The organism is Neobacillus drentensis (genome assembly GCF_036962125.1).
GTDB classification, from domain to species: domain Bacteria; phylum Bacillota; class Bacilli; order Bacillales; family Cytobacillaceae; genus Neobacillus; species Neobacillus drentensis_B.
Genome location: NZ_JBALOA010000018.1, coordinates 69,152 through 94,616, shown reverse-complemented (window position 1 = coordinate 94,616; position 25,465 = coordinate 69,152). Strand labels below are relative to the sequence as shown.

Annotated in this window: 22 protein-coding genes, 2 pseudogenes and 1 riboswitch; of the genes and pseudogenes, 18 read left to right on the top strand and 6 right to left on the bottom strand. The window is 38.8% G+C overall.

The annotated features are described in order from the left end of the window. Positions 1-390: 390 nt before the first annotated feature. Positions 391-1,155, bottom strand: a complete 765-nt coding sequence (locus V7121_RS16740; protein WP_335494193.1) for an IclR family transcriptional regulator — start codon at positions 1,153-1,155, stop codon at positions 391-393. 372 nt (positions 1,156-1,527) lie between these two features. Here V7121_RS16740 and V7121_RS16735 point away from each other — a divergent pair, with 372 nt between their 5' ends. The 5 genes from V7121_RS16735 (at position 1,528) to V7121_RS16715 (ending at position 8,227) form a co-directional block, all read left to right on the top strand. Next, a complete protein-coding gene (locus V7121_RS16735) occupies positions 1,528-2,715 on the top strand; it encodes an iron-containing alcohol dehydrogenase (protein WP_335547240.1) in 1,188 nt (395 codons plus the stop codon). A gap of 67 nt (positions 2,716-2,782) precedes the next feature. Then, positions 2,783-4,777 carry a YjhG/YagF family D-xylonate dehydratase gene (locus tag V7121_RS16730; protein ID WP_335494197.1) on the top strand — a complete coding sequence of 665 codons (1,995 nt, stop codon included), beginning with the start codon at positions 2,783-2,785 and terminating at the stop codon, positions 4,775-4,777. 142 nt (positions 4,778-4,919) lie between these two features. Next, positions 4,920-6,266, top strand: coding sequence for a GntP family permease (locus tag V7121_RS16725; RefSeq protein ID WP_335494199.1), 1,347 nt, complete (start codon positions 4,920-4,922; stop codon positions 6,264-6,266). Positions 6,267-6,351: 85 nt separating this feature from the next. Continuing rightward, positions 6,352-7,290: a dihydrodipicolinate synthase family protein gene (locus tag V7121_RS16720; RefSeq protein ID WP_335494201.1), complete on the top strand. Its 939-nt coding sequence runs from the start codon at positions 6,352-6,354 to the stop codon at positions 7,288-7,290. 418 nt (positions 7,291-7,708) lie between these two features. Next, entirely contained in the window at positions 7,709-8,227 is a 519-nt protein-coding gene (locus V7121_RS16715; protein ID WP_335494202.1) for a DoxX family protein, read from the top strand. Between the two features lie 138 nt (positions 8,228-8,365). Here the strand turns inward: V7121_RS16715 and V7121_RS16710 are convergent, their stop codons facing one another. Beyond that, positions 8,366-8,737 carry a TetR/AcrR family transcriptional regulator C-terminal domain-containing protein gene (locus V7121_RS16710; protein ID WP_335494204.1) on the bottom strand — a complete coding sequence of 124 codons (372 nt, stop codon included), beginning with the start codon at positions 8,735-8,737 and terminating at the stop codon, positions 8,366-8,368. Between the two features lie 57 nt (positions 8,738-8,794). Between V7121_RS16710 and V7121_RS16705 the strand changes: the two genes are divergently transcribed. Continuing rightward, on the top strand, positions 8,795-9,049 hold the full coding sequence (locus V7121_RS16705; protein ID WP_335494206.1) for a hypothetical protein: 255 nt from the start codon (positions 8,795-8,797) through the stop codon (positions 9,047-9,049). Between the two features lie 326 nt (positions 9,050-9,375). On the opposite strand, the gene V7121_RS16700 is transcribed toward V7121_RS16705, so the two are convergent. Next, complete coding sequence (locus V7121_RS16700) at positions 9,376-10,008, bottom strand: histidine phosphatase family protein (RefSeq protein WP_335494207.1); 633 nt, start codon at positions 10,006-10,008, stop codon at positions 9,376-9,378. 160 nt (positions 10,009-10,168) lie between these two features. Between V7121_RS16700 and V7121_RS16695 the strand changes: the two genes are divergently transcribed. Next, positions 10,169-10,735, top strand: a complete 567-nt coding sequence (locus tag V7121_RS16695) for an MOSC domain-containing protein (RefSeq protein ID WP_335494209.1) — start codon at positions 10,169-10,171, stop codon at positions 10,733-10,735. 354 nt (positions 10,736-11,089) lie between these two features. Then, positions 11,090-12,916: an electron transport protein gene (locus tag V7121_RS16690; RefSeq protein ID WP_335494211.1), complete on the top strand. Its 1,827-nt coding sequence runs from the start codon at positions 11,090-11,092 to the stop codon at positions 12,914-12,916. A gap of 32 nt (positions 12,917-12,948) precedes the next feature. Here the strand turns inward: V7121_RS16690 and V7121_RS16685 are convergent. Together V7121_RS16685 and V7121_RS16680 are read right to left on the bottom strand one after the other, a co-directional pair. After that, positions 12,949-13,092, bottom strand: a pseudogene (locus V7121_RS16685) (glutathione-dependent formaldehyde dehydrogenase); the annotation flags it as partial. A 437-nt stretch (positions 13,093-13,529) separates the two neighbouring features. Then, positions 13,530-14,159: a histidine phosphatase family protein gene (locus V7121_RS16680; protein WP_335547238.1), complete on the bottom strand. Its 630-nt coding sequence runs from the start codon at positions 14,157-14,159 to the stop codon at positions 13,530-13,532. A 314-nt stretch (positions 14,160-14,473) separates the two neighbouring features. Between V7121_RS16680 and V7121_RS16675 the strand changes: the two are divergent. The 3 genes and pseudogenes from V7121_RS16675 to V7121_RS16665 all read left to right on the top strand — a co-directional run bounded on the left by V7121_RS16675 (position 14,474) and on the right by V7121_RS16665 (position 17,024). Further along, positions 14,474-14,883, top strand: a pseudogene (locus V7121_RS16675) (MOSC domain-containing protein). A 386-nt stretch (positions 14,884-15,269) separates the two neighbouring features. Continuing rightward, positions 15,270-16,004, top strand: a complete 735-nt coding sequence (locus tag V7121_RS16670) for a DUF4230 domain-containing protein (protein ID WP_335494215.1) — start codon at positions 15,270-15,272, stop codon at positions 16,002-16,004. A 165-nt stretch (positions 16,005-16,169) separates the two neighbouring features. Further along, entirely contained in the window at positions 16,170-17,024 is an 855-nt protein-coding gene (locus V7121_RS16665; RefSeq protein WP_335494346.1) for an AraC family transcriptional regulator, read from the top strand. A 231-nt stretch (positions 17,025-17,255) separates the two neighbouring features. On the opposite strand, the gene V7121_RS16660 is transcribed toward V7121_RS16665, so the two are convergent. Beyond that, positions 17,256-17,576 carry a thioredoxin family protein gene (locus V7121_RS16660; protein ID WP_335494217.1) on the bottom strand — a complete coding sequence of 107 codons (321 nt, stop codon included), beginning with the start codon at positions 17,574-17,576 and terminating at the stop codon, positions 17,256-17,258. A 122-nt stretch (positions 17,577-17,698) separates the two neighbouring features. On the opposite strand from V7121_RS16660, the gene V7121_RS16655 reads away from it, so the two are divergent. The 7 genes from V7121_RS16655 (at position 17,699) to V7121_RS16625 (ending at position 25,457) form a co-directional block, all read left to right on the top strand. Further along, the gene (locus V7121_RS16655; RefSeq protein ID WP_335547235.1) at positions 17,699-18,613 is read left to right on the top strand and encodes a LysR family transcriptional regulator; all 915 of its coding nucleotides are present in this window, start codon (positions 17,699-17,701) and stop codon (positions 18,611-18,613) included. Positions 18,614-18,796: 183 nt separating this feature from the next. After that, positions 18,797-18,974, top strand: a riboswitch (cobalamin riboswitch). Positions 18,975-19,093: 119 nt separating this feature from the next. After that, positions 19,094-19,318, top strand: coding sequence for a glutaredoxin family protein (locus tag V7121_RS16650; protein WP_335494221.1), 225 nt, complete (start codon positions 19,094-19,096; stop codon positions 19,316-19,318). Further along, complete coding sequence (gene nrdI, locus V7121_RS16645) at positions 19,315-19,674, top strand: class Ib ribonucleoside-diphosphate reductase assembly flavoprotein NrdI (protein WP_335494222.1); 360 nt, start codon at positions 19,315-19,317, stop codon at positions 19,672-19,674. The genes V7121_RS16650 and nrdI overlap by 4 nt, the downstream gene beginning before the upstream one ends. Continuing rightward, a complete protein-coding gene (gene nrdE / locus V7121_RS16640) occupies positions 19,671-21,764 on the top strand; it encodes a class 1b ribonucleoside-diphosphate reductase subunit alpha (RefSeq protein WP_335494224.1) in 2,094 nt (697 codons plus the stop codon). Before nrdI ends, nrdE begins: the two co-directional genes overlap by 4 nt. Continuing rightward, positions 21,752-22,720 carry a class 1b ribonucleoside-diphosphate reductase subunit beta gene (nrdF, locus tag V7121_RS16635; RefSeq protein ID WP_335494226.1) on the top strand — a complete coding sequence of 323 codons (969 nt, stop codon included), beginning with the start codon at positions 21,752-21,754 and terminating at the stop codon, positions 22,718-22,720. The genes nrdE and nrdF overlap by 13 nt, the downstream gene beginning before the upstream one ends. Positions 22,721-22,731: 11 nt before the next feature. Next, on the top strand, positions 22,732-23,169 hold the full coding sequence (gene dut, locus V7121_RS16630) for a dUTP diphosphatase (RefSeq protein ID WP_335494227.1): 438 nt from the start codon (positions 22,732-22,734) through the stop codon (positions 23,167-23,169). A 56-nt stretch (positions 23,170-23,225) separates the two neighbouring features. Beyond that, entirely contained in the window at positions 23,226-25,457 is a 2,232-nt protein-coding gene (locus V7121_RS16625) for an anaerobic ribonucleoside triphosphate reductase (RefSeq protein ID WP_335494228.1), read from the top strand. Positions 25,458-25,465 lie beyond the last annotated feature (8 nt).

Here is a 25,465-nt window from a genome sequence, read left to right as displayed (position 1 = left end):
AGAAAAAAGGACTGGGCAAGTTCGCCCGGTTTTTCTAATGCAGTTATGATCGCAAATTGCTCGGTGTGATAGTGTATTATTGATTCTGCTTTATCTTTTCCATTTCTACTTTCAATTCCTCTGTGGATATGTAATCAAGGGATCGGTACTTTGGTGAAACATTTTCAATTTTGGTTTTAAGGCCTTCAGGTGTTTTAGTGACAGTTTAGTGACAGAATGATAAGAACGTGTCGCTAGAAGTCCAGAAAAGAGAATAACGAATGTAACAACAAGCCAAGATTTCCTCAAGGTAATTCCTCCTTTTACTATATATTTCCCCGATTCTTTTATTCAATATACTAGAGTGCAACTCAAGACAAAATAAAAGGAACCGTGTCTGAACGGTTCCTTTTAAACATCATATCCATATCTCATTTGTTCTGATAATTCTTGACTGGATGCTTCGAGAAGATCAATAAAAACGGATAGTTCTTGGTCATTAACCCGCGAGACGAGGGTAGAAATACTAATTGCTGCGAGTACTTTTCCTGTGCCATTAAATATCGGCACTGCTGCACATCGGACCCCTTGCTCATTTTCTTGGTTATCAATTGCAAACCCCTGCTGCTTGATTTTTTCGAGTTCCTTCTGAAAGACAGCTTCATTGGTAAGCGTATTTAAGGTTTGCTGCTGGTAATGATAGTCTTGTAATAAACGTTTGAATTCTGGTGCATTTTGATAAGTTAACAAGACTTTTCCGATGGCAGTAGAGTGGAGGGGAAGTCTTCGGCCGATTCGGGAATAACGGATAATCGATTGTTCGCCCTCCACTTTATCAATATAAACACCTTCCCGACCATCCAAAATCCCCAAGTGTACCGTTTGTCCTGTTTTAGCTGACAAATCTAGAAGGTACTTTCGTGCAGCTTTCCTTATATCAATATTGCTGATGACAAAATTTCCCCGTTCTGCCAGCTTTAAGCCCAATCTATATTTTCCATCTTCAGGATTTTGACCAATGTAGGAATATTCTTGTAAGGTTTTTAAAAGGGAATGAACCGTACTTTTATGGAGTCCCATTTTCTCACTGATTTCGGTAATTTTTAGTTCGGTTGTATGCTCATCAAATAAATCCAATATCTTTAAAGCGCGTTCTACTGATTGAATAATTGGCATCTGTTACACCTCGTGTGTTTTATAATATAAAATTATACATTATTATATAAAACAAAACCAATCTCTTAGTACTTTATTACTAATATATTTTATTAATTGGATTCAAACTTTGTAACGGAATAGACATAATGTTTCCGTTTACATTAGGTAAGTTTTGCTATAATCAAGGTGTCAGATTTCTAAATAGTAAAACGTGGTTTTATAATATAAAACAAAATCGAAGAATGATGCGTTTTATAAGGATAGAGGTGAATAAGCCGCAGCGTAAAATCAGGAAAAGCAACAAACAACAGGTTTAGCATATTACTTAACAGAATGTTTATTTATTATGTGAAGTTTTTCGCATTCAATAAAACTATGTAAGGAGAGATAATGATGTTAACACCAAGAAAAATTTACTGGCCAGCTATTAATCTTGTGGGTCCTGGAAGCGTGAAGTTTGTAGGAGAAGAAGTAAAGAAATTGCACTTAACAAAAGCCTTACTAGTAACAGATAAAGTCTTAAATGAAAATGGTGTGGTACAACAAATCACCGGTGCACTTGATCAAGATGGAGTGCGGTACACCATTTTTGATGATGTAAAGCCGAATCCAACTACTACCAATGTCCATGATGGCTTGGCTGTTTTCCAAAAAGAAGAATGTGATTTTATCATTACCATAGGCGGCGGCTCTCCGCAAGACACCGGTTCAGCCATCGGAATTTTGGCGACAAACGGTGGTAATATTGCCGATTATGAAGGCATCGGCCAGTCCAAAAACAAAGCTGTTCCGATTGTTGCGATTAGTACAACGGCGGGAACTGCAGCCGAAGTGACCATCAATTATGTGATTACGGATGAAGCACGTAAATTGAAAATGATTATGGTCGACCCGAACGCGTTGCCAACTATTGCGGTTAACGATCCTGAGCTAATGATCAAAAAGCCAAAAGGGTTAACGGCGGCTACTGGTTTAGATGCACTTACCCATGCGATTGAGGGGTATACCGCCAACGGAGCGTTCGAGCTTTCTGATGCGATTGCCTACAAATCCATCGAGTTAATCGGAAGGTACATAGAAAAAGCAGTAGAGAATGGTTCTGATTTAGAAGCCCGTTCAGGTATGGGCTGGGGCTCCTTTATCGCCGGTCTATGCTACTCCAATGCCGGACTCGGAATTGTACATAGTATGGCCCATCAATTAGGCGGCGAGTATGACCTGCCTCACGGTGTTGCCAATGCCATGCTACTCCCATACATCATGGAATTTAATATGGATGCTTGTCCGCAAAAATTTGCTGATATCGCCCGAGCATTAAACGTAGATACATCAGCGGCTGCATCAGTAGAGGAAGCCGCCAAAATGGCGATTGAAGAAGTCCGTCGGATATCGAAAGCTGTAGGTATTCCGCTGCTTCGTGAATCCGCGTTCAGAGTAGAGGATGTAGAAAAATTAGCCGAGCAGGCACTGAATGATGCTTGTACAGGAGCAAACCCAAAACCTGTTACGAAGGAAGATATTATTGCCATTTATATGAAGGCGTATAAGGATTCACCAGTTGCAGCTGTAGTTCAATAATAGGGAAATTTTGATAAGGGAGCAGCAAGCGGGCTCCCCCTTTAATAAACCTTAGGAGGGTTTCATTATGTCTATCAACTCAATATATGGTGAAGATAACGAAACGATTTACGGTATCCAGACACATGCAGCAGGACCAAAGGGTTCACTGCCATTGACTCCAGAGATGTTAAGAGAACGCCCAAGTGGTGATATTTTTGGGATGACCCTAAATGCAGGGATGGGCTGGGAACCATCGAAGCTTTTGGGAAAAGAAGTCCTTATCCTAGGAACTCTCGCCGGTATGCGTGACCAGGATGGGACGCCAATTGCATTAGGCTATCATACTGGAAACTACGAACTCGGCTTGCAAATAAGAGCAGCGGCTGAAGAAGTGGCCCAATTGGGTGGTGTTCCTTATGCGTCCTATGTGAGTGACCCCTGTGATGGACGATCCCAAGGAACGCCAGGAATGTTTGATTCGCTTCCATACCGAAACGATGCAGCCATTGTCATGAGACGCTTAATTCGTTCTATTCCGAATGGAAAAGCTGTTATCGGTGTCGCCACTTGTGATAAGGGTTTACCGGCGACGATGATTGCACTGGCTTCGATGCATAACCATTCAACCGTCCTCGTTCCAGGTGGTTCTACGCTTCCACCAACTGAAGGGGAAGATGCGGGTAAGGTTCAAACCATTGGCGCTAGATTTGCAAATAACGAGCTTTCATTAGAAGATGCCGCAAGACTTGGCTGTGTTGCCTGTGCCTCTGCCGGAGGAGGATGTCAATTTTTAGGAACTGCCGGAACCTCCCAAGTTGTCGTCGAAGGTCTGGGATTGGCACTGCCGCACTCAGCGTTGGCGCCATCAGGACAGCCAGTGTGGGAAGAAGTAGCTAAACAATCTGCCCGTGCTGTGTTAGAGCTAGAGAAAAGAGGCATTACCACGAAAGATATTATTACCGATAAAGCAATTGAAAATGCGATGTTCATCCATGCTGCCTTTGGCGGGTCCACCAACTTGCTACTACATCTTCCGGCCGTAGCTCATGCGGCTGGCTGTAAAGTACCAACAGTGGATGATTGGGAAAGAATTAACAAATTAGTCCCTCGTTTAGTCAGTGTGCTGCCAAACGGACCAGTTAACCATCCAACTATTCGTGCATTCTTAGCTGGCGGGGTCCCTGAAGTGATGCTTCACCTCAGAAAATTGGGACTGCTGCATGAAGATGTTCTCACCGTGACAGGACAGACACTTGGCGAAAACCTTGACTGGTGGGAAAAATCAGAACGTCGTGCGAAGTTCAGACAGCTATTAGTGGAGCGGGATGGAATTCAACCTGATGAAGTCATCATGAGTCCAACTCAAGCAAAAGAACGCGGCTTAACTTCAACAGTTACCTTCCCGAAAGGAAACATTGCACCAGAGGGTTCTGTTATCAAATCAACTTCAATTGATCCGTCTGTGGTCGGTGAAGATGGTGTTTATCGTCATACCGGTGCTGCCAAAGTCTTTACATCTGAAAAGGCAGCGATGAAGGCAATCAAAACAGGCGGTATCCAAGCGGGCGACATTATGGTTGTCATGGGCGGGGGACCGTTAGGAACGGGTATGGAAGAAACCTATCAATTAACCTCTTCCTTAAAACATTTATCTTATGGCAGACATGTATCGCTGATCACGGACGCACGTTTTTCAGGTGTATCCACAGGGGCATGTATTGGCCATGTCGGACCGGAAGCGTTAGCAGGGGGACCGATTGGTAAATTGCGTGATGGGGATTTAATTGAAATCGTAGTTGACCCCAACCATTTAATTGGTTCCGTTAACTTCATTGGAACAAGTAATAATAGATTACCAATAGACGAGGCTAATAGAGTGTTAGAAGAGCGTGAAACACACCCAGACCTTAAACCGGAGCCTGGTTTACCGGATGATACACGTTTATGGGCTGCGCTTCAATCCGTAAGCGGCGGCACATGGCGGGGAAGCGTTTATGATGTCGATCGCATTATTGAAGTATTAAATGCAGGGGTAAAAGCATTAGCTAAAGAGAAAGAAGCAGAATTAACCACACGATAAAAAAATGGCAGCTTGTGGCATTCGTTTTCAACAGATCCATCACAAGCTGTCTTCACCCAGTCAGTCAGTTTATAAGTCAAAAAGTAAGCATTATCCGAGGAACTCATTAAGATAACTAAAATTTTATTTTTGGAGGATTATTATGCCACTGTTTATTGTCGCACTCGGAATTATCGTTTTACTCATTTTAATTACTGGCTTTAAATTAAACACGTTTGTATCGTTAATTATTGTCTCCTTTGGGGTAGCGTTAGCCCTGGGGATGCCTCTTGATAAAATAGTCGCTACCATCGAAGGTGGATTAGGCGGTACACTAGGTCATATCGCTTTAATCTTTGGACTTGGTGCGATGCTGGGTAAATTGATTGCTGATGCAGGCGGTGCGCAGCGGATTGCGATGACATTAATCGAAAAGTTCGGTGAAAAAAGAATTCAATGGGCTGTTATGGTCGCTTCTTTTATCGTCGGAATTGCGTTATTTTTTGAAGTTGGAGTCGTTCTTCTTATTCCTATCGTCTTTACGATTGCTAAACAATTAAAAGTTTCCATTGTTTATTTAGGGATTCCGATGGCAGCTGCCTTATTAGCAACACACGGCTTCTTGCCTCCTCACCCTGGTCCGACTGCGATAGCTGGGGAATATGGTGCCGATATTGGTATGGTTTTACTATATGGAATTATTGTCGCCATTCCGACCGTTATTATCGCAGGTCCGTTGTATACAAAACTGGCAAAGAAAATAGTACCCAGCGCTTTTAAGAAGACAGGTAATATTAATTCTTTAGGAGAGCAAAAAACATTTAAGCTTGAAGAGACACCTGGTTTTGGAATTAGTGTGTTAACCTCTATGTTTCCTGTCATTTTAATGTCGATGGCTACCATTATTAACATGATTCAAACATCTTCAGGGATGAAAGATAACACATTCTTCTCAGTTGTTCGCTTTTTAGGTAGTGCTTCCCCAGCAATGATCGTCTCGTTAGTGCTTGCATTCTATACCATGGGTATTGCCAGAAAAATACCGGTTAAAACAATCATGGACTCCTGTGCTGTATCGATTAGTCATATCGGAATGATGCTGCTCATTATTGGTGGAGGCGGCGCTTTCAAACAAGTGCTGATTGATGGCGGTGTCGGTAGTTATGTTGCTGATATCTTCAAAGGATCGCATATGTCACCGTTAATCCTGGCATGGATTGTCGCTGCTATCTTACGTGTCTCCTTAGGGTCAGCAACTGTGGCAGCGTTATCAACGGCGGGCTTAGTCATTCCGTTACTAGGTCAATATGATGTGAATTTGGCTCTCGTGGTTTTGGCAACTGGAGCAGGAAGTTCAATATGCTCCCATGTAAATGATGCTGGTTTCTGGATGATCAAAGAATATTTTGGACTTAGCATGAAAGAAACCTTTGGTACATGGACTGTCCTATCAACGATTACCTCGGTAGTAGGATTAGCACTCATTCTATTATTAAGCTTAGTAGTATAATAGATTATAAAAAAACTTATATATAGCGGAGCAGGCTCGCTAAGCCAGGAGGCTGCCCTATATTTCATTTTGAGGAGAGAGCATGATGAAAAAGGCACAATTTTTAACACCTGTTGTCACAGCATTTGACGCTGAGGGCAATGTGGACCAACAGGCTAACAAAGATATTTATGATTATTTAATTAACGGCGGAGTAGACGGTTTAGTCATTATGGGCAGCACCGGAGAATTCTTTGCTATGGAGGATACTCAAAAGAAAGAATTAATCGACCTTGTCGTCAAGCATGTGAATCACAGAACGAAAGTGTATATTGGGACTGCATGTATGACAGTCGAAGGTACCATTGAACTTTCCAACTATGCCATTGATGCGGGTGCGGATGGTGTAATGATTATTAGTCCTTATTATTTTGCGCTATCGGATGAAAGCATTGAATCATACTATGATCAAGTGGCAGAATCCGTGAAGGGCGATATTTACTTATATAATTTCCCTGCCCGAACCGGTCATGACTTGTCTCCAGAAGTAACCCTTAATCTATTAAGAAGACATAAGAATATTAAAGGATATAAAGACACTGTCACGGAAATGGCTCATACTAGAAAATTACTTAAAACGGTCCAGACTGAATTCCCAGACTTCATTGTCTACTCTGGATTTGATGAAAATTTTGCCCATAATGTACTTAGCGGCGGAAACGGATGTATCGGAGGACTTTCCAACTTGTATCCTGAAGTGTTTTCGGAGTGGGTGAAGGCGATCAACACTAATGATTTTAAAAAAGTTTCTGATATCCAGAGGATTGTTGATAAAATGATGGAGCTATATGATATTGGCACTCCATTTATCCCAATTACAAAAAAGGCAATGGTACTCAGAGGTATTCAATTACAAGGATTCTGCAAAAAACCTATTGTCCAGCCTAACCCTGAACAAATTGAAGCTATTCAGGTTCTTTTGAAAGAAATAGACGGGTTGATCTCTGATGCTCTGCCTGATACTAAATTTTCAACCGTATTTTAGGGTAAAATGGATATATTATTTACATGTGTATAATATTCGTGTTCAATTGCTTGATTAGTGAATAATCTTTTTATCGTTGCTTGAGTACGGAATAGAGATTTACCTAATAAAAATCCTCTTATCGTAAGGGGATTTTTTTTTTAGACTTACCTCGATTTTGATCATATACGCGGAAAAGCTCCCCTTGTTTTTAAGGAAATATGGGTATTTCCTAATTTAACCGGAATATCCCCGCGTATTTTTCAAATGCAGTGATATAAAAAGGCTTTACATATTAGGGAAATCAAGGCTGTTCAACATTCCGTCAAATCATTTCAAACAAACTGTGAACTTATCACTATACCCATGTTGTTTAACGGAAAAAGGGATTATAGTGTAATCATAAAGAACAAACAAATTACGAAAGGCGGAATCATTTATGTTTAATAAATTTTTAAGAGAAAATAAAATTGCAGCGGCCATTCTTACGGTCTTACGTTTATACCTTGGCTATTCTTGGTTTACAGCTGGTTTCGGAAAATTATCAAGTGGCGGCTTTGATGCGGCAGGATTTTTAAAAGGAGCGATTGCAAACCCGGTAAAAGGTCCAGATGGCGCGGTTGTATTTGGCTGGTATGTTGATTTCTTAAAACACTTTGCACTACCAAATGTCGATGTATTTAACGTAATTGTCCCTTGGGGCGAAACACTTATCGGTTTAGGATTAATCTTAGGCTGCTTAACAACAACAGCGATGTTCTTTGGCTTAGTGATGAACTTCAGCTTCTTCTTAGCAGGTACTGTATCTCATAACCCAAGAGACATTTTCCTTGGATTCATCATCTTAACAGCAGGTTACAACGCTGGTAGAATCGGCTTAGACCGTTGGGTCGTTCCATTCATCACAAAAATGAGCAAAAAAGGTACTGGCAACGAAAAAGCAAAAGCGAGTGCATAAATAAATTTTCAACCTAAAGGCGATCCGGACTTCCGGATCGTCTTTTTATTAAGTTCACTTATTTGCACGTCGAATGTTCTCCTGGTCTTTCATCAGGTTAGAGTAAGCAGCAGAACAAGCTCCCTTGGTTCATACAGTTCAGAGTTTAGGATACTGGAAAATCACAACTAACCGATTCATGTAGTTCTGCATTTTTTCGGAAAGATTGTAATCGCCATCATGCAGACACCAATCATAAATTACTCCTCTTGCTGCAATAAACAGGTGATCCGTTATCTCCCCAGGGGACAGTTCGGTAATAATCTTACCCTCCATTTGGCCCTCAAAGATAATCTTTTCTAGGACAGTTTGCATCCCTCGGCCCTTTTTAATAAACAGGTGATTATTTGTATGATATAACTGCTTCATTGTACTAATCCCAATCATTACATTGTAATTTGCATAGATGACAAAGTACTGGACCAACTTTTCCGTTGAGTCCATATTTTGTAAGCTGTTGTGAGACTTCATCAAGAAAATATTGGTCTGCTCTTTTAGTAAAGGAACTGGCACCTGAAACGATGATACATGGAGTTTGTTGTTGGCTGGTCACTCATGACTGGTAAAAAAATGAGACCAATCACCATCCTCAAATCTGGTGATAAGGAAGAAGTGGTGAAAGCTGATTCGGCCATCCTTGCAGTCGGTTATACTTCTCAAAAGGAATTATTTGAGGAAATTCGCTTTGATGTACTAGAGGTCCACCTTTTAGGAGATGCTAGACAAGTGCAAAATATTATGTACGCTATCTGGGATGCTTATGAAGTAGCTAGAAATATTTAATCATTGAAAAACATTGAACGCTACTGACCTATGTCAGTAGCGTTCAGAAAGGCGGTTTGGGCATCCGAACCGTCTTTCTTTTTATGCTATTATTCAACGAATTTGCAAAAAATGCCTTCAAAAATCATATTTGGAGGCATTTTTTTTGTGTTTGGTACCAAAAACGCCCTCAAAAGTAAAAAATGCAAGTTCGCTTAACGAAAGGCAGTGGTGCAAGATGGCAAAGTACCGAATGGTGCGCACGAATTCTTGAAAAATCAAATGGTTTCTGAGGAGATGAGTCAGAGGACAAATATTTTTTAACCAAGTCGATTTATGATTGAATTTTAATTTAGGTAATACTTGTCTCTAAAGGAAGTGTCAGCAATCCGATCTACATAGGATTTGCCGTTCAAATATTTGATCACAGTAACACTGCAATTTTCATGGTGAGTATAACGGCTCATTTTTGCTAATTGCATTAAGTAGTTGCCTATGGTTACTCCATGTGAAAAGACTAGAACATTACCACCCTCATTTTTATGATTCTGAATGATTTCATCGATAGCAGCGCAGGTTCGTGTAAATAGCTGTAGGTAGGATTCTCCTTCAGGTGCTGACATATTAAGATCCTTAAGACTAAATAATGTCTTTAGAATATCTCCAAATTGGGCTTGAATTTCCGTTTGTAATAGAGTTTCCAATACACCAAAGTTCATTTCCTTTAAACGTGGATCTGTAATGATGGGTATGCTTCGATGGCCAATGGCATACCTAGCCGTATCTATTACTCTCTGGCTTTCACTTGCGTAAACTGCTTTAAATTCTATATCAGATAAACCCATTCCTACAGATTTAGCTTGTGCAATTCCGTTATCTGTAAGGGGTGAATCACAAAATCCCTGTAATCGTTTCTCGACATTAAAATGGGTCTCTCCATGCCGAACAAAATAAAGCTTCACTTCTTTCTCAGCGGACACGTGTAACCACCTGCTTTGTACTGGATTTAATTGATTGATAAAATAAATTTTATCACACCTTTCGAGTAGTTTGTAATGAAATAAACCAAACATTTCCAACTCAACTAAGGTTGTGAGATATTATTTTTAGAAAATGTTTGTATGGATAGGAGTTTTCGTTTTGGAAAAAGCATGGGCAAAAATAAATGCAGTATTAATTGCTGATGATCCAGAGACATTTGTAACCAAAAGAATAGCAAAAGCCAATCTGGAGTTTGGGGGGATTCGTGGGGATCGTCACTTTGGTGTAACCAGTAAGGCTGATTCAAGGCAGCCGATGTATCCAAGAGGAACAGAGATTCTAAACCGCCGCCAAATTACGATTGTGTCTGTGGAAGAATTAGATAATATTGCAGAAGAATTAGGTGTTGAATTGATTCTGCCTGAGTGGTTAGGGGCTAATGTCTTGGTCAAGGGATTTCCGGAATTAACAAAACTCACCATGGGTTCACGAATTCTTTTTCCAAGTGGTGCAGGATTAATATGTATGGGGGAAAACCAGCCTTGTACCTTACCTGGTGATGAAATCCAAAAGTATTATGAAGATCGGGAGAAGTTATCCCTCCGTTTTGTACGTGCAGGATATAAGCGACGAGGAATAGTATGTGCCGTAGAAAGGCCAGGAATCATTCATGAAAATGATGAAGTGCAGATTTTGGTTAATAATTTTGGAAATCCGATGCAGTAGATAGTTGGGAATTCCAGGAATCCCATTACCTGTCACAGCTCGGATTTGGTCGAATTTTTCGACATTAATTGGACGGTGACAGGCACTGTTCACCATAGAACGTTTGGTACCAGTGAAAAAGTTGGCTTTATGTCTCTTGTTGCTGTCATGGTTGAAGGATTATTGGGTAAGTTTAGCGGCTTGACTCGCATTCCTGTTTAATCAAGGTTAACCATATCAAAAGTAAATAAGGTTTTTCCTAACCCTTCATTTTCGAGCGCCAATTTAACCGTGTCCAATAAACTCTAACAATGATTACATAGTTTTCCTCTTATAAAATAAACTAATGTTATGGAAAAAACGGAGGAATGATACATGAAATGGGCTGTAGGAATTTTTTGTGTCTTATTGGGAATCGGTGTAATTCGGTTTATGACGATTGAATATGCCTACACACCCCCTGATGAAAAAATAGTAAATTTGGAAGGAAATCAAATGTTTACCGGGACCTCTTTAGCTGAAGGTGGTACAGATAAGCAAATAAAACTCGGAAGGAAGGAGTTTTTTGAAGAGACTTTTGGCAATGAAGTATTCTTTACGGATATTATGGGACTTTTTAATGGCCCGTTTACGCTTGGGAATATAACAAAGGCTCTTATAAAACTGAACGGGGAGGGAACCTCTAATTTAAAGGTTGAGGCGGCGAAATCTTTTCAAGCGGGAAACATTACGATAAAAAAAGGGGATCTCATTGATACAGGACTTGATGTTGCCAAAGGTTCTTATATTCCACTTGGAATGAAGTTTGTTTATGATCAGGGAAGTCCAAAGATTGGATTAAGCTGTGCTGCTTGTCATGCCACCGTAACAGAAAAGGGAACTGTGAGAGCGGGGGCTCCAAATACGGATCTAAATATAGGTCTGACACTAGCGATGGCCTCCAATACCGCTGCTTATTTTACACATACAGAGATGCACAATATCAAAGATTTTATCGAAAAAAATACTGGAAGCGATCAGATTATTTCTTTGCCGAATAAGCAAAAACTTGAGAAATTTGTCGATTCAGAAGTTGTCAAATGGCCACGTGGCAGTAATGACACGACGATTGATTTCAAAAATAACCCAGTACAGGTTCCTGATGCCTATACTAAGGGAGATCATCCGTATGGATGGAGCGGTCAAGGACAAATTGGACCTTTTAAGGGGTTAAGTGCAGCGATTAATAATGCTCATTCACAAAATATGGATACCCTCTCGCAATCAGAAATTAGCAGGCCAGTATTAAATATAGATAAGGATTTATATTTGGGAACGATTTTGCAAAATGCTGCCAACAAAAAATATAGGTATGATCATAGGAGCGGCATAAAACCATCTCACTTTTTTGTAAAGGTTGATCCTACCCCGGGGATTCCGGGAGTACTAAGACTGGTGCAGTCAGCCACTTATCCGAAGATTTCTTATCTATCAAGTGTCGGGCTCCTACCAAGTTCTCCGGGATATAAAGCGTGGGAGCAAATAAATGCAATGTCTGCTTATATGAATTCATTAAGCCCTGGATCGTCCGAGTTAAAAATAGATACCTCATTAATGGAAGAGGGAAAAACCGTTTTTGCTAAAGCAAACTGCATATCCTGTCATGCCGGGGATTATTTAACCAGTAATCGTCTTATAGGTGTAAATGAGATAAAAACAGAACCTTCTCGGGCCAAGGCATTCAAAAAAACCGAGCTATACTTTTCAAAGCCTAAAATGTATAAAGAAGATACTCCGGTACCACTGCCAAAAAATCCAAAAACGGTTGAAATCAAGCTGACTTCCTCGCAAAAGAAGATGTTGGACTTGGGCTGGGCTCATGGAAATTCTAGAGGCGGATATAAAGTCCCTAGTTTATATGGTTTAAATCAAAGTGCTCCTTATTTGCATGATGGAGGAGTCTCCGTCGGTAGCGGGAGAGAGTTAGGGATTTCCAATACATTGAATAAAGGAGTAAAGGCTGATCCTTTTAACAGCCTGCAAGCTTTAATAGATTCCGGCTTGCGCAAGCAGGTTGTCGAAGCGAATTTGTCTTCACCAGCGGTGAAAAGTGCGCATGTTACCGGGCAAGGCCATGAATATTGGGTAGATGAATCAACTGGTTTTACAAATGAACAGCAAAAGGCATTGATTTACTACCTGCTGCGTGTTTCAGACAAATAAAAAGTAAACACCTTCAAATTTGAAGGTGTTTTTTACGGCTTTAATATGACTTTAATGCAGGAATCATCATGATCATTAAAAAGTTTATATGCCAAGCTGGCTTGTTCCAGGGGTATTTTATGTGTAATAACCTCTGTCGCATCAAGCTCTCCCTGTGCAATTTTTTGGTATAGTTCTGTTGCATTAAGGTGAGGTCAAGGCGAGGGAATGACCCAATATACGATTAGCCTACTAAGCCTAAAGATTAAATGAAGTTTGTCAAAAAGTAACAGGGAAATAATAAATAAATCCAGGATTTGGATTAAACTAAAAGTAGTTCCATCTTAAAAATCCTTCGATTAATAAAGTTCTTATTTTTTTCCTTACAAAATCTACTTAAACCTACTCCAAGAAAGACTCCAAATGCTACAACAAAGAGACTCTTAACACCTTTTCCAAACCACCATTTCATCTTAATAACACACTCTTTCATGAACGATCTATTATTCAAAGTTTAGGTTAATAAAAAAGGAAAGGAATCATTCGTGGGATGGAATATATATGCTAGAGAATTTCCATGTTGTGGACATTCAGGGGGGCTGATCCTAAATTACAGTAGATTTATGATTGGATTTTATTTACAGAACTTGTCTCTAAAGGAAGAGTCAGCAATCCTGTCTACATAGAATTCACCATTTAAATATCTGACCACAGAAACACTGCAATTATCATGGTCAGGATAACTGTCCATTTTTGCTAATTGCATTAAATAGTTGCTGATTGTATCCCCATGTGAAAAAACTAGAACATTTCCACCTTCGTTTTTATGTTTTTGAATGATTTCATCGATAGCAGCGCTTGTTCGTGTAAAAAGCTGTAAGTAGGATTCTCCTTCAGGTGCTGACATATTTAGATCGGTTAGGCTAGATAATTTCTTTAGGATATTTCCATATTGAGCTTGGATTTCCGTTATTAATAAGGAGGCCAAAACACCAAAGTTCATTTCCTTTAGACGTGGATCAGTAATGATGGGGATATTTCGATAGCCAATGGCAAACTTAGCCGTATCTACTACTCTCTGGCTTTCACTTGCGTATACAGCTTTAAATTCTATATCAGATAAACCAATTCCTACAGATTTAGCCTGTTTAATTCCTTTATCCGTAAGAGGTGAATCACAAAATCCTTGTATTCGTTTCTCTACATTAAAATGGGTTTCCCCATGCCGTACAAAATACAATTTCACTTCTTTTTCAGCGGACACGTGTAATCACCTGCTTTGTATTGGATTTAATGGATTGATAAAATAAATTTTACCACACCTTTCGAGTAGTTTGTATAAACACACCAAACATTTCCAATTCAACTAAGGTTGTGAGATATTATTTTTAGGAAATGTTTGTATGGATAGGAGTTTTCATTTTGGAAAAAGTATGGGCAAAAATAAATGCCGTATTAAATGCTGATGATCCAAAGACATTTGTAACTAGAAGAATCTAAGAGGCAAATCTCGAATTTGGAGGAATTCGTGGGGACCGCCACTTTGGAATAACTAGTAAGGATGATTCAAGGCAGCCGATGTATCCAAGAGGAACAGAGATACTTAACCGGCGTCAAATAACGATTGTATCTGTGGAAGAATTGGAAAGGATTGCAGAAGAATTAGGTGTTGTTTCTGTTCTGCCCGAGTGGTTAGGGGCTAATCTCTTGCTAAAGGGATTTTCGGAATTAACAAACTCACCATGGGCTCACGAATCCTATTTCCAAGTGGGGCAGGATTAATCTGTATGGGGGAAAACCAGCCATGTACCTTACCTGGTGATGAGATACAAAAGCATTATGAGGATCATGAGAAGCTATCTCTCCGTTTTGTACGTGCAGGTTATAAGCGGCGGGGGATTGTATGTGCAGTAGAAAGGCCTGGCATCATTCACGAAAATGATGAAGTGCAGATATTGGTTAATGATTTTACAAATCCGATGCAATAGCTAGATGGGAACTCCATCATCATAATGATTTTTTCCATGATACGGTGAGCCTTATCATAAGTAAATGAGGTTTTTTAGGGAAACAGAACAACACCAATCCATAATAGGGCTGGTGTTTTGTTTTTTATTTGAAATTACATGGGAGGTCTCAATTTCAATTACTAAATCATTTTCATCAATTTCCATAGAATCAAAGATTTATCATCCTAAAATAGGTTTGTGGATGGATTTTTTTTGAAGTCTTTGTGAATAATTGGTAAAAATAGAAACTGACTCAACGAAAAATGTCGAATTAAAGTATAATAGATTTATGAAAAAATTGTTAGTTCGTGTGGGTACAGATTCTCATTTTACTAAAATGAAGGTTGAATATGGGGGAGAAACGTATGAGAGAAGAAGGCAAAATATCCAAAAGTGATCTAGATTATCTTATTAATGAGCTGAAACAAACTCAAAAGGAAACAGCGTCCACTTTAGCAGTACAACCAGTTAGAGCTGTTCATCGACATCAAAAATTACAATCAGTTAAACCTTGGATTTGGGGAATTGGAATAGGATTTATCATCTGTCTAGTCAGTGTAATTGCATGGAATGTTTATTCACAAAAAGGAGAAACATTAGAAAGTTCATCAGTCGTTGAGAGCATTCAAAAATTAGCTACATTGGCAACGGCACAAACACATATCAAAACGATTGTATCTAAAGAAGATAATAAATTATTTGGCAAAAGCATCCCATGGGATATTCCTGGGTCAAAAAAGACATTTTTTTTGGTAGCTTCTGGAGAAGTGACTGCAGGAGTTGACTTGATGAATTTGACTAAAAAGGACATCACTGTGGATACCAAAACGAAGGCGATTCAAATCACTTTACCGCATGCTACCATTGTTCAAGAACCATCTATCGACTCAAAGAACATTCAAACCTATTCAAGTGAAGGCATGTTTCGTAGTGAAGTCAATTTGGATGAAGGATTCGACCAAGAAGATGTTGCTAAACAAAAGATAAAAAAGGAAGCCATTCAGTCTGGTCTTTTAAAAACTGCTGAAAATAATGCCCGCATTGCCCTAAAGGATTTTTTTAAAAATCGAAATTATAACGTAACGGTTACTTTTAAATAATCGGTTGCAGCGGCACCTGTGTTAATAAGTGGTTTATAAGGTTTTCCCTCAAACTAATGGTTTGGGGGAATATTTTTGTTTCTAATCCGATAAAGTCCGTATAAAAAATATCGAGTGAAAAATAAAAAATTGCGATACGATTTATTTGTAGAGGAGGGAAATGAAATGTTACAAGAGTTTAACCATTTAATGGATTACATTGAAAAACATTTAACGGAGGAAATCTCTAGAGAAGAAATATCGAAAATTGTTGGGCTATCTGATTATCATTTTAAAAGAATGTTTTCTTATATGGCTGGAATGACATTGAATGAGTATATCAAAAACAGGAGATTATCCAAAGCTAATGTTGAATTAATAAACGGTGCAAAAGTGACGGATATTGCCTATAAATATGGCTATCAATCAGTCGAAGGATTTTCAAGAGCCTTTCGTGAATGGAGCGGCTTCTTACCCTCAGTAGTAACTAAAAATAAAATTCAAAAATCATTTCCCAAATTTTCATTCTTTATAGATATTAGGGGAGGAACTTCCATGGAATTCAAAATTGAAAAGAAAGAGAAGTTTAATATCATAGGTGTATCAAAAAGGGTGCCGATCCAATTCGAAGGTGTCAATAATGCCATTTTAGAACTAGCCCAGTCCATTACCGAGCAACAAAGAAATGAAATGCATCAATTAGCTGATTTATATCCTCATCAAGTTTTGAATGTATCTTATAATTTTGATGATGGATATTTGGAGGAAAAAGGTTACTTAACTCATATGATTGGTTTTGCAACGACAAAAGAAAATCCATTCGATGATTTAGAACAACTTTCGATCGAAGAAAGTTTATGGGCAATCTTCCCTAATCAAGGCCCATTTCCTGCTACCCTTCAAGAAACCACCGCAAAAATTTATTCGGAATGGTTGCCGTCTTCAGGTTATGAAATAGCCAACCTACCTAGTATTTCTTTTACAAAACATGATGGTAGTTATGAAAATGTATATAGCGAAATATGGATGCCAATAAAGTAAAAAGTAAAAGTAAGCTTATTTATAAGAATGAAGACCTGTTTTCGAGGGGATGAACAGGTGCTCAGATTTCTTCGCAAAGAATATAGGGCAATAGGAATAAAACCTCATAATGTCAGATCAAATGGCGAACAGTGACAGGTACTGTTCGCCAATGTTTACTTATATCTTTGGTAGGGCAAACTCCGGTAATGTTCAAAATTATTTAGCTATTATTATTCCAATGAGGCCCGGTTATTCAATTATTCCAGAATTTTTAAGGGTTTTAACAAGCAGGGCCTTAGGTTGAAAACCAGTGATCCTTTTCAGCAACTGACCATCTTGAAAAAGTAATAATGTTGGTAAACCCATTACCTGAAACTCACTGATAAACTCCGGATTTTCATCCGCATTTACCTTTACAATTTTTACATCAAATTCTGAATCAATTTCCTCCAAAACGGCTCCAATCAATCTGCAAGGCGGACACCATGGCGCCCAGCAATCGACCAGCACAGACTGACTTGTTTGAATTTCTTTATAAATTTGCTGTCCTTCTGCTTGTAATAAACTCATGATTTTCTTCACCTTTCCCTTTATCTTTTGTATGTAGTATATGATGAGTTATACTATAAGTAAAATTAATACTTTGAATGATATGTATAAGTTATAACTAATGTATAAATGTGAGGTGCCCCATGACCCTATTTCAATTAGAGGTTTTCTTAAAGGTGGTGGAAACAAAAAGTTTTACAAAGGCTGGTGAACAAATTGGACTCTCTCAATCCGCCGTCAGTCAAGCTGTAGCTGCTCTGGAATCAGAATTAAATGTAAAGTTATTGAACCGAAGCAGAAACGGGATTACCTTAACCAAGATCGGCGAACGCATCACGGGCCTTATTCGGGAGTTAATTGCGATTAAAACCAAGATTATCAATGAAGCAACCGGAATTGCGGAACTTGAATCAGGAACAATCAGAATCGGAAGTATTTCAGGAATATCGGCAAAACTATTGCCGGGAATGATCAGTTCTTTTAAGAAACGATTTCCAGGGGTAGAAGTGGTACTCTATGAAGGGAATGTGGAGGAAGTAAAAAATTGGCTTAAATTATCAGTAGTGGATGTTGTGGTGGTTACGGAGGAACTGAGGGAATTTAAATTTGTCCCTTTACTTCAGGATAAAATGGTCGTTTTTGTCCCGGAAAACCATCCAATGAGCCATCAATCATCGATTCAGGTAAAAGATATCGCCAATGAACCTTTTATCATGCCAAAGGAATGCAATCATTTGATTCGATCAATTTTTAAGGAACAAGGATTCTCTCCGAATGTTCAATTTGAAGTCAGTGACATTGCAACTATTATCGCAATGGTTCAGGAAGGAGTAGGAAATACGATTCTTCCGGAACTTTCCATACCTTCAGCCTTATCCAGAGTTACGGTTTCCTATTTAAGCCCGCAGGTATACCAGAATTTAGGCCTAGAGATACGATCTACAGAATTCATGAATCCCGCCCTATATGCATTGATTCACGAGGCGCAGGAATTCACAAAGAATTTTTCAATCAAATTATTTAATAGCTACCAATCTGTTATTGTGAGAAAAGGATAGTGGGTTTTCTACAGTTTTCCACATCAACTTTCTTCCAGCCCGTATCATAAGTAAATGAGTTTTTTAGTCTGAGGCATTGATATCACTTAAATTAGAAAAGACAAGGGACGTTTGGAAATTTTGACATATAGATTTACATTTTAATTAAAGGATGATACACTTAATTCTATTAAAAACAATATATTGTATTCGTTTTACAAAGGTACTACTATATGTAGTTTAATAGGGAAGTTCGGTGTGATGCCGACGCTGTCCCCGCAACTGTGAAGCTGACGATGATTCAAAGCCACCATGATTTACATGGGAAGGGAATCGGAGAATGAAGCGAAGCCAGGAGACCTGCCTATATAAAACAGATGAATCATTTCTTCGGGGATTGAGAAATGGAGACGTGTCCATTTTTTTATTTCTGAACGTTTCCATTTAGGCTGCCTTTTTCCGAAGAGGTAGCCTTTTTATTTTGACGAAAAGAGGGATTATATGAAACTTTATACAAAAACAATTTGCCCTAAATGCCTTTGGGTAAAATCCGAATTACAACGTGCCGGACTTGAAGCAGAAATGATTAACATTGATCAAGATGAACAAGCAAAGCAAAAAATTATCGAAGCAGGATTTTTTAGTGTTCCCGTTCTTGAATTCGAAGGAAAGTTGATAGGAGATGTTAAGGCCGTTATTTCTCAAATTGAGCTGATTGCGCAATGATTGCTTATGCCAGTCGAACAGGTAATGTACGATATATTGCATTTAAATTAAAGGCGGAGCCTATTGAAATCTCTGAAGAATTAATATTGAAGAAGCCTTATCTACTAATTACCTATACAGATGGACTAGGAGATATTCCTGAAAAGGTTGCTCGTTTTTTAGAAAAAAACGCGAGATTTTGTAAAGGTGTAGTAGTTAGTGGCAATAGCAACTTTGGTCATACGATATTTGGTGGCGCTGGTGAAAAAATTGCAGCAATCTATCAGATACCCCTCGTGCGTAAATTAGACTTACGGGGATATCAAGCTGATTATGAGGCCATTCAGCAGTTCTATGAAACGAGGGTGACGGGATGAAAACGTATTTAAAGCTAAATAATGATGTCCTTAACCGGTATAGTACAACAGGACAATTAGAATTAGAAAAAGATCGTGAAGCAACACGGCGTTACTTTTTAGAATATGTAAATGTGCGTCTACGTTACTTTATTGATAGTGAAGAAAAAATTCGTTATCTAGTCGATGAAGGCTACTACGAGAAAGAATTTATCGACCTGTACGAGATGGAATTTATTAAAAAAATGTACAAAAAGGCTTATGAATATCGTTTCCGTTTTCCATCTTTTATGAGTGCTAGCAAGTTTTACGATAGTTATAGCTTAAAAAGCCGTGACGGAGAAGAAATTCTAGAAAAATATGAAGATCGTATAGTGATCATTGCCTTGTATTTAGCACAAGGTGATCCGGTGCTTGCAGAACGTGCAGTCGAGGCGATGATGGAGGCTTATCAGCCTGCGACTCCAACCGCACTAAATAGTGGGAAGAAAGCACGCGGAGAGTTGGTGAGCTGTTTTAAATTATCGATGGATGATTCGATGAATAGTATTGCTGAAAATATTGGTTATTGTTTGGAATTGTCCCGGCTAGGTGGTGGTGTGGGCGTGAATTTAACTGATCTGCGCCCATTAGGGGATCCCATTAAAGGCATTTTAAACCGTGCAAGTGGTGTTATACCAGTTGCAAAGCTTCTAGAAAACTCATTTAGTTATTCGAATCAACTCGGACAACGAAACGGTTCTGGTGTTGCCTATTTAAATATATTCCATGGTGATATTGAAAACTTTATTTCGTCTAAGAAACCAAATGCGGATGATAAAATACGTCTAGCCACCCTTTCAACGGGGATCATTATTCCAAATATTTTCTTTGAACTTATGAGAAGAGATAAAGAGATGGTGTTGTTCAGTCCATATGATATTTTTAAGGAATACGGCAAGCGTATGTCTGAGATTTCAATGTCAGAAATGTATTATGAATTACTAGAAAATCCGAATATCCGTAAAATTAAGCGGTTAAACGCACGAAAGCTTTATACAGAAGTGAAAAAGGCACAATTTGAGTCGGGGTATCCATTTGAAATCTTTGATGACAATGTCAACGAAGACCATCCACTTAAAAATATGGGTCGAGTAAAAATGTCTAATCTATGTACAGAAATTCTTCAGGTGCAGCATACTAGTGTCATCACTGACCAAAACGAACCAAATCAATACGGCTTAGATGTATCTTGTAATTTAGGTTCGATTGATATCCATGCAGCAAGTAAAGTGAAGGATTTTGGAAAGTTAGTGGATACTGCGATGCGCCTATTAACAAATGTTTCACAAATGACAAACATTAAAAATGTTCCATCTGTGGAGAAGGCAAACCGATTAATGCATTCTGTCGGCCTTGGTGTCATGAATTTACACGGACATCTTGTGATACAGGGAATCCTATACGGATCAAAGGAATCTATTGAATTTATTGATTGTTTTATGGAAGCGATGAACTATTATTCACTGAAAATATCAATGGAAATTGCCAGAGAACGCGGTGAATCATTCTACCGATTTGAGGATAGTGATTACGCATCAGGAATTTATTTTAATCAATATGTGAATAAAATAGAACAAGAACGATCACCCGTTGTGTTAAAAGCACTTGGTCATATTCCAATCATCTCTCAAGAAATGTGGCAAGCTTTAATGGAAGACGTCATGGAATACGGCGTTTTCCATTCCTATCGTTTAGCGATTGCGCCAACGGGCAGCATTTCATATATTCGTAGCTGCACCGCTTCCATTGCTCCTTGTACAGAACGCGTGGAGGTACGTGATTATGCGGATAGTCGTACCATTTACCCAATGCCGCACTTAACAAACGAGAATACTCATTTATATGTGGAAGCATACGATATCAATGCTTATGACTTAATAGATGTATATGCTGCCGCTCAAAAACATGTGGATCAAGGAATTTCAATGACGCTTTATGTCACTGACAATTGGACCACCGAGCAACTAGCGAAAATTTATATTTATGCCTGGATGAAGGGGATTAAGTCGGTTTACTATGTGCGCCAGCGATTACAAACATTAGAGGAGTGTGTAGCATGCCAAATTTAACCTATGAGGCGGTCAATTGGAATAAACCAACAAGTGAACTCGCACAAGTATTTTGGGATCAGCAGTGGAAGCAAATTTGGTTTCCAGAAGAAGTCGCCGTCAGTAAAGACGTCAAACAGTGGCAAAGTTTTGAACATCAGGATACGTATAAAAAAGTATTTGCAGGATTGACGTTACTTGATACGGTTCAAACCAATATTGGCATGAATCATATTGCTGCCTATGCAACTGATTTCCAAGAAAAGGCTGTTTTGACTGTTTTTGCAGCTTTTGAAGCCATTCATGCGAAATCTTACTCCTATATATTTACAACCCTTTGTACCAATACAGAAATCGACGAGCTTTTTGAATGGGTGAAGGAAAACGAGTATCTACAGTATAAAGCAAATAAAATTGGCGATATTTATAACAATATAGAAGAAGGAAATTCAGAAAGCTTATGGAAAGCCGAGTTTGCTTCCGTCATGCTTGAATCCTTCCTGTTTTACTCGGGTTTTTTCTACCCTCTATACCTAGGGGGACAAGGCTTCCTGCGTAATAGTGCAGAGGTCATTTCGCTTATTCTGCGTGACGAATCGATTCATGGTGTGGCAGTTGGCTTTTTTGCTCAAAATTTATTTAAGCACTTTTCAAAGGAAAAGCAAGATGAGCTGAAAGTTTGGGGCTATGAACTATTACTCGATTTGTACCAAAATGAAATGAAGTATACCGATGATGTATATGTTGAGACGGGTTTATCACCAGAGGTAAAAGCGTATGTACGCTATAACGCCAATAAAGCCTTAATGAATCTAGGTTTCGAACCCATGTTTCCAGACGAAGAGGTCAATCCAATCGTGATGAATGGTATTCGAAATGAAGGCTCAACCTATGATTTCTTTTCACAAAAGGGTTCTACTTATGCAAGAGCAAAAGTGACTCCTATTACAGATGAAACTTTTAACTTTAATAGATAAGGAGAAGCAAAATGAACTTGGAAGTAAAAATCAAAAAAATTCATGCTGATGCGAAGACCCCTTTACAAGCAACTCCAGGGGATGCCGGAATGGATCTTTATTCAATTGAAACAGCCATGATTCCATCAGGAGAAGCAAGATTAATTGGGACTGGCTTACAAATAGAACTGCCAAAGGGAACGGAAGCACAAATTCGTCCTAGAAGCGGCCTCGCTTTAAAGCACAGTGTGACGGTACTGAATAGTCCGGGAACCATCGATGAAGGATACCGAGGTGAGATTGGAGTTATTTTAATAAATCATGGAAAAGAAACCTTCGTTGTTGAAAAATCAATGCGTATCGCTCAATTGGTTATTCAGTTTGTTCCATCCATACAGGTCACTGAGGTAAATGAATTATCTCAAACGGTCCGTGGATCATCTGGATTTGGCTCTAGTGGTACAAAATAATTAAGACTTCATTGTACTGGTACTTTATAAGAAAGAACGTGATGATTTTGTCAACGATGAATAAAATACAAGAAGTAATCAAACGAGATAAACGTATAATTCCATTTTGTCCTAAAAAAATAATTCAGGCTGTTGAAAAGGCAGAACTAGCCACAGAAGAAGGAGTTACACCGTACCTAGCTCAGAAGGTATTGGAAGGTTTGAATGAACGTATTCAACAGATTCGAATCTCAGTAGAAGATATTCAAGACTTAGTAGAAATTGAACTTATGAAGAGTGAGAGAACGGATGTAGCAAAAGCCTATATTTTATATCGTGAAGAAAGAACGAAAGCTAGAAATGGAAAATCATTTGATACCATTACGTCGATTATTAAAGCGGAGTCAAATGATATTACAATGGAAAATGCCAATATGAGTGCGGAGACACCTTCTGGAATGATGATGAAGTTCGCAAGTGAAACGACAAAAGCTTATACATCAGCCGAATTACTGAAACCAGAATATCATTTCTTGCATCGAACTGGAGCGATCCATATCCATGACCTTGATTTTTATCCCACTCGAAGTTTAACCTGTGTACAGCATCCGCTTGATAAAATGCTCGAAAATGGAATGGAGGTTAATCATGCTGCACTGCGTCGTCCCAATGGGATTCATGGGGCTGCAGTAATGGCGTGTATTTCTCTTGAAACTGCTCAAAATGAAATGCACGGAGGACAAGCAATTCCAGCTTTTGATTTCTATATGGCTCCGTTTGTTAAAGTAACCTATGAAAAAGAATTGAAGAAGTCTTGTGAATTTATAGGATGTGATTTTGATAAATTAATAGCTGTTCCTATTTCTGTTTATAAAGAAAAAGATTTGGATGGTTTGACCGGAGATGAGAGAGTCATTCAATATGCTTTAAATCGAACAATAAATATTGTATATCAAGCGATGGAAGGGTTTATACATAACATGAACAGCATTCATTCGCGCGGCGGGAATCAAGTCGTTTTCTCTTCCATTAATTATGGGACAGATACATCTCCAGAGGGACGCTGTGTGATAGAGCAGCTACTCCTTTCAACAGAACGTGGCGTTGGCAATGGGCAAACAGCTATTTTTCCCATTCAAATCTTTAAAGTAAAAGACGGTGTCAACTTAAAGGAAGGCAATCCTAATTATGATTTATTCCAATTAGCATGTCGCGTAACGGCAAAACGTCTCTTTCCAAATTTTATCAACTTAGATGCGCCCTTTAATCAGCATGAAAAGTGGAATGTCGAGGATCCAACACGTTATCTGTATGAAGCAGCTACAATGGGTTGTCGTACCCGTGTATTTGAAAATATTCATGGAGAAAAAACATCCGTCGGTCGGGGGAACGCTTCCTTTACTTCTATTAATCTAGTGCGTATCGCATTAGAGACAATGGAAGAAGTCGAAAAAGAATGGTCTTCCGAAGAAGAGAAATGGGCCCGTTTCTATGGGAAACTTGAATATTTAGTGGAGGAAGTCGGAGAACAATTAAAAATACGCTTTGATTTCCAGAAACAAGCTTTAGCGAAACAATTCCCAACGGTTATGAAATACTTATGGCGGGGTGGAAGTGAATTAAAACCCGAAGAACCTATTGAAAAAGTGATAAATCAATCCACTTTAGGAATCGGATTTATTGGACTAGCAGAATGTTTACTCGCATTAATAGGGAAACATCACGGAGAATCGGATGAAGCACAAACAAAAGGGTTGGAAATTATCACCTTTATGCGAGATAAATGTACGAAACTAAAAGAACGTCATCAACTTAACTATAGTTTACTTGCTACTCCAGCTGAATCGTTGTGTAAAAAGTTCCCAAAACTTGATAGAGAACGTTTTGGTGAAGTGGTAGGAATCAATACTCGGGAATATTATACCAATTCAAACCATGTCCCCGTTTGGCATCCTATATCTGCTGTAAAGAAAATGACCATTGAAGCACCGTATCATGCCCTCACCTTAGGTGGACATATTGCTTATATCGAATTAGATGGAAAAGCATCCGAAAACTGGCAGGCGATTGAAAAGATGATGCTGATGGCACATCACCTAAAAATTGGATATTTTAGCTTAAATCATACAATCTGTCGTTGCTTAGATTGCGGACATGAAACAAGCGATGCTGAAGCAACAACTTGTGAAGCATGTCATAGCAATCATTTGGATGTGATCCAACGTATTACAGGATACTTGGTTGGGACAACAGGCAAGTGGAATGATGGTAAAAAAGCAGAATTACAAGATCGAGTCATTCATTTCTAAAAGGCAGG

Excerpts from the sequence above, each read along its gene's own strand:
- V7121_RS16715 (WP_335494202.1), top strand. The coding sequence starts at position 7,709 with ATGTTTAATAAATTTTTAAGAGAAAATAAAATTGCAGCGGCCATTCTT.
- V7121_RS16655 (WP_335547235.1), top strand. The coding sequence starts at position 17,699 with ATGACCCTATTTCAATTAGAGGTTTTCTTAAAGGTGGTGGAAACAAAA.
- V7121_RS16650 (WP_335494221.1), top strand. The coding sequence starts at position 19,094 with ATGAAACTTTATACAAAAACAATTTGCCCTAAATGCCTTTGGGTAAAA.
- V7121_RS16660 (WP_335494217.1), bottom strand. The coding sequence starts at position 17,576 with ATGAGTTTATTACAAGCAGAAGGACAGCAAATTTATAAAGAAATTCAA.
- V7121_RS16740 (WP_335494193.1), bottom strand. The coding sequence starts at position 1,155 with ATGCCAATTATTCAATCAGTAGAACGCGCTTTAAAGATATTGGATTTA.
- nrdF (WP_335494226.1), top strand. The coding sequence starts at position 21,752 with ATGCCAAATTTAACCTATGAGGCGGTCAATTGGAATAAACCAACAAGT.
- V7121_RS16735 (WP_335547240.1), top strand. The coding sequence starts at position 1,528 with ATGATGTTAACACCAAGAAAAATTTACTGGCCAGCTATTAATCTTGTG.
- V7121_RS16670 (WP_335494215.1), top strand. The coding sequence starts at position 15,270 with ATGAGAGAAGAAGGCAAAATATCCAAAAGTGATCTAGATTATCTTATT.
- dut (WP_335494227.1), top strand. The coding sequence starts at position 22,732 with ATGAACTTGGAAGTAAAAATCAAAAAAATTCATGCTGATGCGAAGACC.
- V7121_RS16665 (WP_335494346.1), top strand. The coding sequence starts at position 16,170 with ATGTTACAAGAGTTTAACCATTTAATGGATTACATTGAAAAACATTTA.
- V7121_RS16705 (WP_335494206.1), top strand. The coding sequence starts at position 8,795 with ATGGAGTTTGTTGTTGGCTGGTCACTCATGACTGGTAAAAAAATGAGA.
- V7121_RS16720 (WP_335494201.1), top strand. The coding sequence starts at position 6,352 with ATGAAAAAGGCACAATTTTTAACACCTGTTGTCACAGCATTTGACGCT.
- nrdI (WP_335494222.1), top strand. The coding sequence starts at position 19,315 with ATGATTGCTTATGCCAGTCGAACAGGTAATGTACGATATATTGCATTT.
- V7121_RS16730 (WP_335494197.1), top strand. The coding sequence starts at position 2,783 with ATGTCTATCAACTCAATATATGGTGAAGATAACGAAACGATTTACGGT.
- V7121_RS16725 (WP_335494199.1), top strand. The coding sequence starts at position 4,920 with ATGCCACTGTTTATTGTCGCACTCGGAATTATCGTTTTACTCATTTTA.
- V7121_RS16625 (WP_335494228.1), top strand. The coding sequence starts at position 23,226 with ATGAATAAAATACAAGAAGTAATCAAACGAGATAAACGTATAATTCCA.
- nrdE (WP_335494224.1), top strand. The coding sequence starts at position 19,671 with ATGAAAACGTATTTAAAGCTAAATAATGATGTCCTTAACCGGTATAGT.
- V7121_RS16710 (WP_335494204.1), bottom strand. The coding sequence starts at position 8,737 with ATGAAGTCTCACAACAGCTTACAAAATATGGACTCAACGGAAAAGTTG.
- V7121_RS16690 (WP_335494211.1), top strand. The coding sequence starts at position 11,090 with ATGAAATGGGCTGTAGGAATTTTTTGTGTCTTATTGGGAATCGGTGTA.